Annotated in this window: 10 protein-coding genes; 7 read left to right on the top strand and 3 right to left on the bottom strand. The window is 56.0% G+C overall.

Going from position 1 to position 13,885, the window contains the following annotated elements:
* Positions 1 to 142 precede the first annotated feature (142 nt).
* From lon to ACONT6_RS09955, 3 genes are all read left to right on the top strand, one after another.
* Complete coding sequence (gene lon / locus ACONT6_RS09965) at positions 143 to 2,548, top strand: endopeptidase La (RefSeq protein WP_181252896.1); 2,406 nt, start codon at positions 143 to 145, stop codon at positions 2,546 to 2,548.
* Positions 2,549 to 3,030: 482 nt separating this feature from the next.
* Positions 3,031 to 3,303: an HU family DNA-binding protein gene (locus ACONT6_RS09960; RefSeq protein WP_078083765.1), complete on the top strand. Its 273-nt coding sequence runs from the start codon at positions 3,031 to 3,033 to the stop codon at positions 3,301 to 3,303.
* Between the two features lie 201 nt (positions 3,304 to 3,504).
* A complete protein-coding gene (locus tag ACONT6_RS09955) occupies positions 3,505 to 5,394 on the top strand; it encodes a SurA N-terminal domain-containing protein (protein WP_428818387.1) in 1,890 nt (629 codons plus the stop codon).
* Positions 5,395 to 5,498: 104 nt separating this feature from the next.
* Here the strand turns inward: ACONT6_RS09955 and ACONT6_RS09950 are convergent, their stop codons facing one another.
* Both ACONT6_RS09950 and gloB read right to left on the bottom strand, forming a co-directional pair.
* Complete coding sequence (locus ACONT6_RS09950) at positions 5,499 to 7,067, bottom strand: LysM peptidoglycan-binding domain-containing protein (RefSeq protein WP_428818386.1); 1,569 nt, start codon at positions 7,065 to 7,067, stop codon at positions 5,499 to 5,501.
* 142 nt (positions 7,068 to 7,209) lie between these two features.
* Complete coding sequence (gene gloB / locus ACONT6_RS09945) at positions 7,210 to 7,968, bottom strand: hydroxyacylglutathione hydrolase (protein WP_428818385.1); 759 nt, start codon at positions 7,966 to 7,968, stop codon at positions 7,210 to 7,212.
* A 178-nt stretch (positions 7,969 to 8,146) separates the two neighbouring features.
* On the opposite strand from gloB, the gene ACONT6_RS09940 reads away from it, so the two are divergent.
* From ACONT6_RS09940 to dnaQ, 3 genes are all read left to right on the top strand, one after another.
* On the top strand, positions 8,147 to 8,950 hold the full coding sequence (locus ACONT6_RS09940; RefSeq protein ID WP_428818384.1) for a class I SAM-dependent methyltransferase: 804 nt from the start codon (positions 8,147 to 8,149) through the stop codon (positions 8,948 to 8,950).
* Positions 8,951 to 9,036: 86 nt separating this feature from the next.
* Entirely contained in the window at positions 9,037 to 9,474 is a 438-nt protein-coding gene (gene rnhA, locus ACONT6_RS09935; RefSeq protein ID WP_181252901.1) for a ribonuclease HI, read from the top strand.
* Between the two features lie 4 nt (positions 9,475 to 9,478).
* Positions 9,479 to 10,204 (top strand): DNA polymerase III subunit epsilon, encoded by a 726-nt coding sequence (gene dnaQ, locus ACONT6_RS09930; RefSeq protein ID WP_428821503.1) that lies wholly within the window; start codon positions 9,479 to 9,481, stop codon positions 10,202 to 10,204.
* 119 nt (positions 10,205 to 10,323) lie between these two features.
* Here dnaQ and nhaB read toward each other — a convergent pair whose 3' ends face one another.
* Positions 10,324 to 11,856: a sodium/proton antiporter NhaB gene (gene nhaB / locus ACONT6_RS09925; protein ID WP_428818383.1), complete on the bottom strand. Its 1,533-nt coding sequence runs from the start codon at positions 11,854 to 11,856 to the stop codon at positions 10,324 to 10,326.
* A 311-nt stretch (positions 11,857 to 12,167) separates the two neighbouring features.
* Here nhaB and ACONT6_RS09920 point away from each other — a divergent pair, with 311 nt between their 5' ends.
* Positions 12,168 to 13,856 carry a hypothetical protein gene (locus ACONT6_RS09920; RefSeq protein ID WP_428818382.1) on the top strand — a complete coding sequence of 563 codons (1,689 nt, stop codon included), beginning with the start codon at positions 12,168 to 12,170 and terminating at the stop codon, positions 13,854 to 13,856.
* The last annotated feature ends 29 nt before the right edge of the window (positions 13,857 to 13,885 follow it).

The raw sequence follows: 13,885 nt of genomic DNA, 5'->3' as shown, positions 1-13,885 counted from the left end.
TCGAGGTGGGCTTGTTATTCTGTAGCACGCCCCCAACTTAGACTCTGAACTGGCGCAAACCGGGAACCGGAATCCGGATCTTCCGTGACGAATAAGACGCCAACCTGGTGGTTCAGACCACCTGAAGGCCGAGAGGAGTTATATGGACCAGCCATCCGAGACCTTGAACGAATACCCCTTGCTGCCACTGCGAGACGTGGTGGTATACCCCCATATGGTCATTCCATTGTTTGTGGGCCGGGAAAAGTCCATCGATGCGCTCGAAGAGGCCATGCGCAGCGATAAACAAGTGCTGCTGGTAGCCCAGCGTCAGGCTTCGGAAGATGACCCTGGGGCCGACGATGTATACCGCGTAGGTACTGTTGCAAGTGTGTTGCAGCTTTTGAAGCTTCCCGACGGCACGGTAAAGGTGCTGGTAGAGGGCGGACACCGGGTAAAGGTGGAAGAGATCCAGGAAGGCGACGGACACTACCGTGCCACGGTTTCCCCGCTGGAGTCTGAGGAATTACCAGAGGCAGAATCCGAGGCCCTGGTGCGCTCTGCCATGTCCCAGTTTGAACAGTACGTCAGCGTCAGCAAGAAAGTGCCCAACGAAGTGATGACTTCGTTGTCGGGTATCGATGAGCCAGGACGCCTGGCCGATACTATCGCCGCCCATATGTCGCTGGATCTGCCACAAAAGCAGGAGCTGCTGGAAACTGTCAGTGTTAAGGAGCGCCTGGAGCATTTGCTTGGGCTAATGGATTCCGAGATCGACCTGATTCAGGTGGAGAAGCGTATTCGCGGCCGCGTGAAAAAGCAGATGGAAAAAAGCCAGCGCGAGTACTACCTCAACGAACAGATGAAGGCGATTCAGAAAGAGTTGGGCGAAATCACCGAAGAGCCCAACGAAATCGAAGAGCTGGAGCAGAAAATTGCCGACTCCGGCATGTCTGCGGAAGCGGAAAAGAAAACCCGCGCCGAACTGGGCAAGCTGAAAATGATGTCGCCAATGTCTGCCGAGGCATCGGTTCTGCGCAGCTACATCGACTGGATGCTGAGTGTTCCCTGGAAGAAAGCCAGTCGTGTTCGCCACGACCTGATCAAGGCCGAGGAGATTCTCAACAAAGACCACTACGGTCTGGAAGAGGTGAAAGAGCGCATCCTCGAATACCTGGCGGTGCAGAAGCGCGTTAAAAAAGTGAAGGGGCCGATTCTCTGCTTGGTAGGACCTCCCGGTGTAGGTAAAACCTCCCTGGGTGAGTCCATCGCTCGCGCTACCAACCGCAAATACGTGCGTATGGCGCTCGGCGGCGTGCGCGATGAAGCGGAAATCCGCGGCCATCGCAGAACCTATATCGGCTCTCTGCCGGGCAAGCTGGTGCAGAAAATTTCCAAGGTGGGCGTTAAAAATCCACTGTTCCTGCTCGACGAAGTCGACAAGATGGGTATGGATCATCGCGGTGATCCGGCATCTGCGTTGCTGGAAGTGCTCGATCCCGAGCAGAACAAGTCGTTCAACGATCACTACCTGGAAGTGGACTACGACCTGTCCGATGTGATGTTTGTATGTACCTCCAATTCCATGAATATTCCGGGCCCACTGTTGGACCGTATGGAGGTCATCCGTATCCCCGGTTATACCGAGGATGAGAAGCTAAATATTGCCCAGCGCTATCTGATTCCCAAACAGCGTAAGGCTGCTGGCCTGAAGCCCGAAGAGTTGGAGCTTACCGATCAAACCGTGCGCGATGTGGTGCGTTATTACACGCGCGAAGCCGGTGTGCGTGGGCTTGATCGTGAAATGGCGAAAATTTGCCGCAAGATCGTTACCGAGCATGTACGCAAGTCCACAACCAGCAAGGTAGTCGTTGAGCCTGAACAGCTGGGTGAATTACTGGGCGTGCGTAAATTTGATTTCGGTCGCGCCGAAGAGGAAAACAAGATCGGTCAGGTTACCGGCTTGGCCTGGACAGAAGTGGGCGGCGAATTGCTTACCATTGAGTCCTCTGCAGTCTCCGGTAAAGGGCGTGTGATCAAAACCGGTTCTCTCGGCGATGTGATGCAGGAGTCGATTCAGGCTGCGCTGACAGTGGTTCGCGCGCGGGCCCAGGCACTCGGTATCGCACCGGATTTCCATGAGACCCGGGATATCCATATCCATGTTCCGGAGGGCGCGACCCCGAAAGACGGCCCGTCAGCGGGTATTGCCATGTGCACGGTTCTCGCTTCTGTGTTGACCAATATCCCGGTGCGCTCGGATGTGGCGATGACCGGCGAAATTACCCTGCGCGGTGAAGTATTGCGCATCGGCGGCCTCAAAGAGAAGCTGTTGGCTGCCCACCGCGGCGGTATCAAAACTGTGCTGATTCCCGCGGATAACGAGCGCGATCTCAAGGATATTCCCGACAATATCCAGCAGGATCTGGTGATCAAACCGGTCAAATGGATTGATCAGGTATTTGAATATGCGCTGGAAAAAACGCCCAGTCCGCTGAGTGATGAAGAGTATTCGGCATTGCAGAAGCAGGCGGAAGAGCGTTCGCAGCGGTCAATCCAGACCCACTGATCGAATCGGGACAACTTGGGTGTATGGAGGAGAGGGCTTAGTTCGAGCCCTCTCTTTTCCTTTCGGGCTCCCATTTTCATCATTGAGCACCTGGTGCCTTTTTGAGCGTGTTGTTCGGCGGTTACGCCGTTGACGCGGTTACCTGTTGGTGGGGCACTTTGTGTAAGCAAAAAAAGCGTTGAACAGAGCGCTTAAAGTCGCGTAGAGTACGCAGCCTGCTTATCCGCAGGTTAAAAAATGATCTCGGCGGACGTTGCCTGATCAACTGTGATTTAAAAACGTTCAACTCCCCGCAAAGCCGCATGGTTCCTTGACCCACCAACAGGCAGTTGGTATAAAACGGGGCTTGTTGCGCTGCGGGGGGCCGCACGCGATCAAATTTTTTTACTGCAAAAAATACATGAATGTACCTCTTCAAAAGAGGCTGCATCAGACCAAACATACACACCTAGAAACCTAGATAAAGAACAGAGGGATATAGCGTGAATAAGTCCGAACTGATTGAAGCCATTGCCGCATCTGCCGACATTCCTAAGGCAGCCGCTGGCCGTGCTTTGGACGCGATGGTAGACAGCATTACCGATGCACTGAAACAGGGTGATCAGGTAGCTCTGGTTGGCTTTGGCACCTTTGCTGTCAAAGAGCGCGCTGCGCGCACTGGTCGCAACCCGCGTACCGGCGACCCGATCGAAATCGCTGCGGCTAAAATCCCTAATTTCAAAGCTGGTAAGGCTTTGAAAGACGCGGTGAATTAAGAAGCCTTGTAACCGACAATGCTTCAAGGAGGCGTATCAGATAGATGCGCCTTTTTTGTTTCTGAATGTTTGAATTTTTATTTGGATCAGCGGATTTAGGCCGTATTCAGTAGTCGTCAGGTGAGAACCAGTGCGGTACTGCAATAACAATAAACAGTGATCCAGATTTGTATTGTTAAGAGTTAAATTTCGGAGCTGAATATGCTTCAGTCCATGCGCGACAACCTGAAAGGAACGGCTGCGATTATCGTTGCGGCGTTTTTCGGATTTATCATGGTCATCGGTGGGATCGATTTCTTCACCGGGGCCAGTGGCGGTTCGGCGGATAGAGTAGCCGAAGTCAATGGAGAAAAAATCTCCAACCTCGATCTGCAGCGGGCGATCCAGAATCGCCGTAGCATGATCGAAAGCCAGTATGGCGAGAACGTACCGGCAGATCTGTTGACCGATGAGCAGTTACGTGGCCCCGTACTGCAGCAATTGGTGAACAGCTCGGTGATGCGTCAGGCTGCACAAAAGCGCGGAATGGTGATGAGCTCCGCCGTTGTCGACAGAGAAATCGTGCAAATGCCCGGTTTCCAGATCAACGGCCAGTTCGACCAGCAGATGTTCCGCGATGGCTTGCGCCGTATGGGGTACAGCCCCGCGGGCTTCCGTCAGCTGCTTGAGCAGGAAATGGTCATGCAGCAGTACGTCAATAGCGTTTCCGGCAGCGCCTTTGCGACCCGCGCAGAAGCGGAAGAAGTCGTATCCGTATCCATGGAAGAGCGCGACTTTGACTATTTGACGCTTTCCGCTACACCGCTACTGGAAGGTATCCAGGTCAGTGATAGCGAAGTGCAGTCGTTTTACGATGAAAACCAGCAAAGTTTCCAGCGTCCCGAGCAGGTAGCCATCGAGTACATCGAGCTTACGCCTGAACAGTTTGCTGCGAATATCGATGTGTCCGATGAGGATGTACGTGCACAGTACGATCAGGAGGTGAAGAACTTCCAGGCCAACATTCGCCGCCATGCCGCGCATATCCTTGTTGAAGGTGAAGATGAGGCTGCGCAGGCAAAAGTAGCTGAGGTGCAGGCCAAGCTGGATGAGGGCGCGGAGTTTGAAGCGCTGGCTAAAGAGTACTCCGATGACATCATTACCAGCGAAGAAGGTGGTGATGTTGGCTTTACCAGTGGTGACGTGTTCCCCGAGGCGTTTGAGGATGCGCTGGCCAATCTGGAAGTCGGTCAGGTTTCCGGCCCGGTGAAAACCGATGCGGGCGTCCACTTTATCAAACTGCTTGAAGTGGCCGATGCCGAGCCGCCAGCTTTCGAAGAGCGCAAGTCCGCAATCGCCGCACGCCTGCGCAATGCGGAAGCGGAACGTGAGTTTGTGGGTGCGATCAGTCGTCTTGGCGACCTGGCATACAATGCGGAAACCCTGGCTGGCCCGGCCGAAGAGCTTGGTGTTTCTGTTCAGAAGTCCCCGCTGTTTTCCCGTCGGGGCGGCGCTGGTATCACTGCTGATGCTAAGGTAGTTGCTGCGGCATTTGCACCTGAAGTTATGGAAGATGGCAACTCATCAGATGTGCTCAACCTGTCCGAAAACCACGCCGTGGTACTCAAGGTCACCGAGCACAAGCCTGCTGGCGTGAAGCCGCTGGAAGAGGTGCAGGAAGACATTGTCCAGCGCCTGAAGCGTGATAAAGCGGCTGAGCAACTTGTGAGCAAAGCTTCCGCTATCGAGCAGCAAGTGGGTTCTGGTGAATCTCTCGAGGATGTCGCTAAGGCAGAAGAACTCACACTTGAAACCAGCGACAAGACCCGTCGTGGCGGTTTTGGTGTGCGCGGTGAAGTGGTTGAGCATGCGTTTAGCATGGACGCACCGCGCCCGGGTGCTAAAAACCTTGAAGACTTCAAGTTGGCCTCCGGGGATGTGGTGCTGGTGCAACTGCGTGCGGTTCGAGAGGGTGATCTGTCCCGTCAGAGCAAGGAGCAGCGCGAAGCACTGATGCAGCAGCTCGCTTCCATGCAGGGTACTTCCGAGCTGGCTGCGGTGCAGCAATTCCTCGCAAGTCAGGCGGATATCGAGTTGTCTGCGGCTGAATAAATATTCGCCCGACTACAGGCACAAAAAAACCGGCGCATGCGCCGGTTTTTTTGTGCCCGGGTGTTGCCCGGGATTAACAGCTGGCTTTCGTGTTCGCTTTGCGATTAGCCGTTGGAAGCGCTGTCTACAAACAGGGTCAGGCGCTGGCCCGGCTGTAAGTAGCTGCCTTTGCTGATTTTGTTCCAGCGCACGATATCGCCGATATCGATGCGGAATTTGCGCGCGATGCGGTACAGGGAATCCCCGCTGCGCACACGGTAGGATACTTTGCGGGTGGTACGGTTGCTGCTGTCGCTGTTGCCCGTAGATGAGTAGGCCACCAGCTGACGTCCGGGGCGCAGGGTGTCACCTGGAGCCATATTGTTCCAGCTTGCCAGTTCGCGCACTTTCACGTCGAGGGAGCGTGCAATGCCCCACAGGGTGTCTCCGGGGCGCACGGTGTAATTGGATTTGTTGCCCTTGCCCGATGACTGGCGCTTCTGCACCCGCTGGTCAATTGAATAGGCGTACTGGGCACTGGGGCCGGATGCGCTGGGAATCAGTAGGGTCTGCCCGGCGCGAATACGGCTGCCGCGCAATTTGTTGGTCTGCTGGATGGCCGCCACGGTGGTTTCATAGCGACGGGCAATAACAGAAAGGGAATCCCCCTTGGCGATTTTGTAGCGTTGCCAGCTCACCCGTTGATCTGCTGGCAGTTTCTCCAGTTCCTCGACAAACCTGGCGCTCTTGTTGCTGGGAATCAGCAGGCGGTGGCTACCATTGGGGTCGGTAGCCCAGCGATTGTAGCCCGGGTTGAGCAGATACAGTTCTTCAATCTCCACTCCAGCGAGCTCTGCCGCCTGAGCGAGGTCTATCTGGCTGCCCACATTGACCGCTGTGTAATAGGGTGTGTTGCCCACATCGTGCAGGGGAACGCGGTAGTGGTCGGGGCGCGCGACTACTTCTGCCAGCGCTAGTAGCTGGGGCACATAGCGACGTGTCTCCCTGGGCAGTTTGAGGTCCCAGAAGCTGGTGCCTTTGCCAGCCCGTTGGTTGCGCTCGATGGCACGTCTTACGGTGCCTTCTCCGGCATTGTATGCGGCGAGCACCAGCAGCCAGTCACCATCAAACTTGGCAGACAGGTAGTTGAAATATTCAGAGGCCGCGCGGGTGGACTCCACCACGTCTCGACGGCCGTCGTACCACCAGTTCTGGTTTAACCCGAAGGAGCGGCCGGTAGCCGGGATAAACTGCCACATGCCGGAGGCCTGGGCGTGAGAGTAGGCGAATGGATCGTAGGCGCTTTCCACGATGGGCAGAAGGGCGAATTCCATCGGGACATTGGCCTGCTCCAGCTGTTCCGCTACATGGAAGATGTAGCGACGGGAGCGCTCGGTGACCCGGGCCATATAGCCCTGGTTCGAGGAAAAATAGCTGACGTAATCTTTGACTTTCGGCTGCTCGAGTTCCCGATCCAGGGTGAACCCCCGGCGCAGCCGCTGCCAGATGTCCTTGGGGGGCAGGGCGGGCTCGGATACTGCCAGGATGTTCTGGCTGACGGCGTTCGCCTCAGTGACGTCGACATCGGTATCGGGCGTCTGTACCGCAGTCGCGGTTTGTGGCACCGAGTCAATTTGTGCACAGGCCCCTACTGCCGCAGCCAGTATCGCGACAGCAAATTTCTTATAAACCATTCTGGTGTCCGCAGTCTCTTGTTATTTGTCCGCTCTGTGCATGTCGGCGCTGACGCCTCAATTATCTAGTAATACGCTTGAGCTTTGATTTGTAATTGTCTGATTCTAAAGAGGGTGATTGGTTCCGGTCAATGCAGATTGCTCAAAAAGTGTCCTTCCAGTGGCGTAAAGTGGCGAATATTTCAACAGCAGATGCGTCGGGGGTAGCGCCATGCGCCGCGGCCTGCATGCGGATCTCCTGCGATCCAGTCCGAAGGAATGGGTTGGTGGCGAGTTCCAGGCCGATGGTACTCGGTAGGGTGGGCTGGTTGCGGTCGCGGGTGGCACTGTCCAATTCCTCGCGCACGGTGATATCTTCATTGCCAGGCTCCGCGGCACGGGCAAACTGCAGGTTTGCCAAGGTGTACTCGTGGGCGCAATAGACCTTGGTGTCCTTGGGAAGCGAAGCGAGCTTGGTCAGGGACTCGTGCATTTGCGCGGGAGTGCCCTCAAACAATCGCCCGCAGCCTGCCGCAAACAGGGTGTCTCCACAGAACAGGTGAATGCCGTCGGAGCCGTGGAGTACCAGGGCGATATGGTCCAGCGTGTGGCCCGGGACGGCGAAAACCTCCCAGTCCCGCTGCAGCAGCGTAAACCGGTCTCCATCCGCCAGGGGGGTTGTGACACCGGCGATACTCCCTGGGCCCAAGACTGGACAGTCAAACTCTTCTACAAGAGACACTACGCCGCCGGTGTGGTCGAGGTGATGGTGAGTGAGCAGGATGCCACTGAGACTCGCTCCGTTCAGCGCCTTTTTTACCGGAGTGGCGTCGCCCGGATCCACGACCCAATGTTCATCACCTTTCCGCAGATGCCAGATATAGTTGTCGTTGAATGCCGGTATTGGGCGGATTGTGATCATTGGCTCTCCCCGCTAACCTAGTGTGTTCAAACCGAGTATTGATCGGGCAACCTTAACACAGGGCGCCGGGCCGGTTGACCCGCCGATCGCGGCAGGTCAGATCAAAGCGGGTATCCGTGCCGTGAGGGTCGGGGTATTCCGGCACGCGAGGGGTATTTCATGGGCTTAGGAGCTGCAGATGGGTAGGGAACCGGGGCGCAGATCCCTGTTTAATCGCAGGACGGAACAGATGCTTCCGCTGGCGCAGACCTGTGGAGAGTTGGGTGATTGGTTTGAAAGCAGTCTGGGGCAGGAAATTCTTACCCAGCAGCTGGCACTGGCTCAGCCGTTGGTGGAAGGGCTGTTTGGCTATCACCTGATGCAGGCCAGTGTGGCCCGGCAGGTGGATTTCGCGGCATGCAGCCGGATAAATCACCGCTTCCAGCTAAGCCCTTGTGCCGAGCGGGGTGGAGCTGCCCTGGTAGAGTTCGAGCAATTGCCATTGCCCTCAGAATCCATTGATGTGGCGGTTCTGCACCATATGCTGGATTTTTCCCCGCAGCCGCACCAGGTCCTAAGGGAAGCGGCACGGGTACTGATTCCCGGCGGACACATGGTTCTGATCGGTTTCAATCCGTTTTCCCTGCTGGGGTTTTCTCGGATTTTTCTCTCTTCCTCTCCTTACCAGAAGGGAAATCAGTTGCGCGCTGCCCGTGTCGCCGACTGGATGAACCTGTTGGACATGCAGGCGGGGCCGGTTGAGCGCGGATTTTTCCGCTTGCCATTGCAGCACGCGGATTTGCTGGCCAAAACGGCCTGGATGGAGCGTATGGGCACCCGCTGGCACTTGCCCTGGGGTGGCTTTTACATCATAGTCGCGCGCAAAGAAGTGGCGCGGATGCGCGCCATCAAGCTCAATTGGCATGGCGATAAAAAGCCTGCGCTCAGCGCGGTACCGAGCAGCCCACGGGTTGCTGCCAGGGGGCGCCACCACAAACGCTAGTGTTTGCCGCAAGCTCCGAATTTGACCAATACGTCCCTCTCCAGGGGCGCTATCACTGAACCTGATTCTAATTACAAGAGCCAGACTTGAAACAAGTTACGATTTACACCGATGGCGCCTGCCGGGGAAACCCCGGTCCGGGTGGCTGGGGCGCATTGCTGATGAGCGGCGATGCCGAAAAAGAACTTTGTGGTGGTGAATCCATGACCACCAACAATCGCATGGAGCTGATGGCGGCCATCAAGGCCCTGGATGCCCTCAACCAGCGCTGCCAAGTGGACCTGCATACAGATTCACAATATGTGCGGCAAGGTATCACCGGGTGGATCCACAACTGGAAGCGCAACGGTTGGAAAACCGCGAATAAAAAGCCGGTGAAAAATGCCGACCTCTGGCAGGCCCTGGATGCGGCGATCACGAATCATGAAGTGCAGTGGCACTGGGTGAAAGGGCACGCGGGAAATCCGGGAAACGAGCGCGCGGATGCACTGGCAAACCGCGGCATTGATGAGCTGGGGGAATAAATCCATGCGCCAGATCGTACTCGATACAGAAACTACCGGCCTCGACCCCAAGTCCGGGCATCGCATTATTGAGATCGGCTGTGTCGAGCTGATCAATCGCAAGCTTACCGGCAAGCACTATCACCAGTACATCAACCCCGAGCGCGAAGTCGACGACGGGGCAATTGAAGTGCACGGGATTACCAACGAATTTCTCGCCGACAAACCGGTTTTTTCCCAGGTCGCCGATGAGTTCATGACGTTCTGTGATGGTGCGGAACTGGTAATTCACAACGCGCCGTTCGATGTGGGCTTTATCGATGCTGAGCTAAAGCGACTCGGTAACCCCCGTTGGCAAAGCGTTGCAGTCCACTGTGGTGTGCTGGATACGCTGACCATGGCGCGGGAAAAGCACCCGGGGCAAAAAAACAACCTGGATGCCTTGTGTAAGCGGTACTTTGTCGACAACTCCCAGCGCGACCTGCACGGCGCACTGCTTGATGCGGAGATTCTTGCCGACGTCTACCTGCTGATGACCGGCGGCCAGACAGATCTGATGCTCGCCGGGGCTGGAAGCAGCTCGGAAGAGGGGAGTGCTGAGGAAAATCAGCAGATGGAGGCGGGTACCATTCGCCGTTTGAGTGTAGATCGAGCTCCCCTGTCCGTGGTACGAGCCAGTGCAGAAGAGGAGCAATCTCACGGTGAGTTCCTCGCGCTGCTGGAAAAATCGGCAGGAAAACACTTCTGGTAACAATGCGAAGTGCGGGCGCCGAGTGCCCGCGCTGTCACTACTTAGCGCTTAAATCGCGTAGTAAAAAAGGGGCCACTTGGCCCCTTTTTTACTGGTAATAATCACCGTGCCCAACTACTTCAGAGCGCTGTCACCACACAGAACAGCGCAACGGCAGTGAGGACGATGGTATATGGCAGGGCCATGATAACCATCTTGCCGTAGGACAATCGGATTAGCGGTGCCAGCGCGGAGGTGAGCAGGAACAGAAAAGCAGCCTGTCCATTCGGGGTGGCGACGCTCGGCAGGTTGGTGCCGGTGTTGATGGCGATGGCCAGCTTATCGAAGTGCTCGCGGGTAATATCTCCAGCGGTCAGCGCCGTTTTGACCTCGTTGATATAAACCGTTGCCACAAACACATTGTCGCTGATCATGGACAGCAGGCCATTGGCCAGGAACAGCATGCCCGGTTGTTGCTCTAGCTCGAGGCTGAGCACAAAGTGGGTGACCGGCTCAAACAGATGCTGTTCGTGAATGACGGCAACGATGGCGAAAAATACCACCAGTAGTGCGGTAAACGGCAGCGCCTCTTCGAATGCGTGGCCGATGCGCGCTTCTTGAATAACGCCGTTAAAAGAAGTCAGTAGTACGATAACCATCAGGCCGATAATGCCGACTTCCGCCACGTGGAAGGCGAGGGACAGCACCAGTAGCGCTGCGACAATACCTTGAACCCACAGTTCAACAATATCCCGCTGGGTGCGTTTCTCTTCTTGTTCGCGAGCGAAGTTGGCCAGTACACCGCGCACCGCGTCGGGGAGTTTGGCTCCGTAACCGCAGATGCCGGTTTTTTCCAGCAGGACACAGGTAATCAGGCCTGCGGCAAATGCAGGCATGGTGACCGGCGCCATGTTGACGAAAAATTGAACGAAGTCCCAGCCAGCTTTTTCTGCAATAAGCAGGTTCTGGGGCTCGCCCACCAGGGTGCAGACACCGCCCAGCGCTGTGCCGACAGCGCCGTGCATAATCAGGCTGCGCAGAAATGCGCGGAACTGATCGAGGTCGGAGCGGTGATATTCCACCACTTCGTCATCTTTTGAATGGTCATGTTCATGATGTGGCTGACGGTTGGACGCCACTTTGTGATAAACCGCGTAAAACCCAACGGCGACACTGATCAGTACTGCAGTTACAGTCAACGCGTCTAGGAATGCGGAAAGAATCGCAGATACCCCACAAAACAGCAGGGATAGCGTGGTCTTGGAGCGCACCATGATCAGCAATTTGGTGAACACGTACAGCAGCAGGCTTTTCATGAAGTAGATGCCCGCAACCATGAACATCAGTAGCAGGATTACCTGGATATTATCGGTGACTTCCCGGAAAACCGAGTCGCTGCTGGTCATACCCAATAGCACTGCCTCAATCGCGAGCAGGCCGCCGGGTTGTAATGGGTAGCACTTGAGCGCCATGGCGAGGGTGAAAATGAATTCGCCAATCAATACCCAGCCAGTAATAAACGGCGAGGTGGCGTAAAGCAAGATCGGATTGATGATCAAAAATACGGCAATGGTAAGCTTGTACCAATCGGGTGCTTCACCGAGAAAGTTATCGGTAAAAGCCCGGCCGATGCCGCCATCTGCTCTTGGCATGGTGTCGTTGAGCGCGTTCATAGTTATTACTACTTCCTTATTTCCCCGTAGGCCCCGTACTTGGGCAGGACGAGGCGTTCGGAAACCTACCCATTTCCTGTGAAAAATTCAATTGGTTTTACCGGTTGTCGAGCCTGTGCCCCGGTTTTGTCGATTGTTCGATGGAAATAGGGCCGTTAAAGGTGGACTATCGTGCGGTTTGGTATAAATTGCTTTTCTGCCCCGATTGTTTCCCGACGCACAGCGCGGGCAGGGGAGGAAAGTCACTATATGGAGGAATGGTAGTGGCCCCGGGCAGGAATAATTCAATAAAGATTGCAGTGGTGTAGGCAATGAGTGAATTGCGCGAGATCAACCTGACTTCTGTCAGTCTGGTAAAAGATGAGCTGGTTACGAGTATCGAGGGAGCGACTAGCTATCTGGATCAGTTCGCAGCTGATTACACGGATAAGCCGGCTCTGGAAAATTGTATTCAGGGACTGAGGCAAGTGACTGGCGTCCTGCAGATGGTCCAGCTGACCGCAGCAGAGCTCCTTGCTCAGGAAATGCTGACGGCTATGGGCGACCTGCTGCAGGACCGGCAGCAATCCCCCCAGGAATTGTTGGAAGGGGTGGGCACCGCATTTTATGTGCTGACCCGCTATCTGGACTTTGTTCAAAACCGGGCCGCACCGCGTCCGGAACTGCTGGTTCCCTATATTAATAACCTGCGGCTGGCTCGCGCCCAGGCGCCAGTTCCCGAAAGCCATTTCTTGCGTTGCCGACTGGATGCCAACGTGCCGGGTGCGGTGTCATCTGCTGTGATGTCGGAAGATCTCAAGTCCTTTGTGCGGCGCTTCCGTCATATGTATCAGGTTGGTCTACTGGCTTTGCTTAAAGGCAAACCGCGCGGACCCGCGTACACCATGATGGCCCGTGCGCTGCAGCGAATTGCCAGTGTCTGCGCCGGTCGGCCGAACGGCAAGCTTTGGACCGTCGCCGCTGCTGCGATTTCGGCCATGGCGGCAAGTGAAATGCTGGTAAACCGTCAGCGGGTTATGGTGTTCAGCATGCTGGATCGCCGACTGCGCAACATTGCGCGCGAAGGTGATGCAGCGCTGGATCAGGCCGCGCCACCGGTGCTGGTCAAAGAGTGCCTGTACTGGCTGGCTCTGGCCGGGCAGGGTGAAAAGATGCTCCAGCTGTTCGGCGTAAAGCCCTTGCCATACCGGGAGCCCGAGCTGGAGCGCGATCGCGCCAGCCTGGGTGGCCCTGGTGCAACCGCAATTGCGGCCGTTGCCAATGCCCTTGATGAAGAGCTGTCCGGGGTCCGGCGTATGCTGGATGATGCCGAAATGATCGGTGTGACTGGCCTCGATGGTGAGGGTGGCATGGTGGAAACCCTGCGCCGAATCGCCAATACCCTGGTAATGCTCAATTTCCGCAGAATCGGTGAAAACCTGGCCGGTTCCCTTAACGCTTATCAGAGCTGTGCCTTGGCCGGTGGGCGTGCAGCGGATAATGCGTTGCAGCAGCTGACCAACCAGATCTTGACTGTCGACAGCACCATTCGTGCCCTGCGTCAGAGCTCCTGTATCGAACTGGACGAAACTGGACAGGCGGATATCGCACTGGAGCGCAGCCAGCTCGCTGAGGCTGAGCTCGCCGTACTGAAAGAAGCGGAGGCGGGTCTCTCTTTGATCAAGCGTGCGCTGGCCTCTTATGCGGATTCCGGTTTTGATCATGGCCATATTCGCAATGTATCCACCACTCTCAATAGTGTGCGCGGCGGGCTGGTTGTGCTGAGCCTTTCGCGCGCCGCCGCCGTAGTTGAGCGGCTGGTACATTTTGTCGATGCGGTGATCGATCAGAAAAACGTCGCGCCCGCCGTAGAGCAATCGCTGGAAATTTTCGCCGATGCGATTATCAGCCTCGAATATTATCTTGGTGAGGTGAAGCTCCATCGGAATGCGGACAAGCAATCTCTGGACCTCGCTGTCGAGAGCCTCGAGGCGCTTGGGTATCCGGTGGAGGTTGCCTGATACAGGCCCATGGTGCAGTCTTGGGCCTG

It is taken from the genome of Microbulbifer sp. MCCC 1A16149 (genome assembly GCF_050368945.1).
Lineage (GTDB): Bacteria > Pseudomonadota > Gammaproteobacteria > Pseudomonadales > Cellvibrionaceae > Microbulbifer.
The sequence above is the reverse complement of the archived record's forward strand: the minus strand, read 5'-3'. Positions and strand labels throughout refer to the sequence as shown.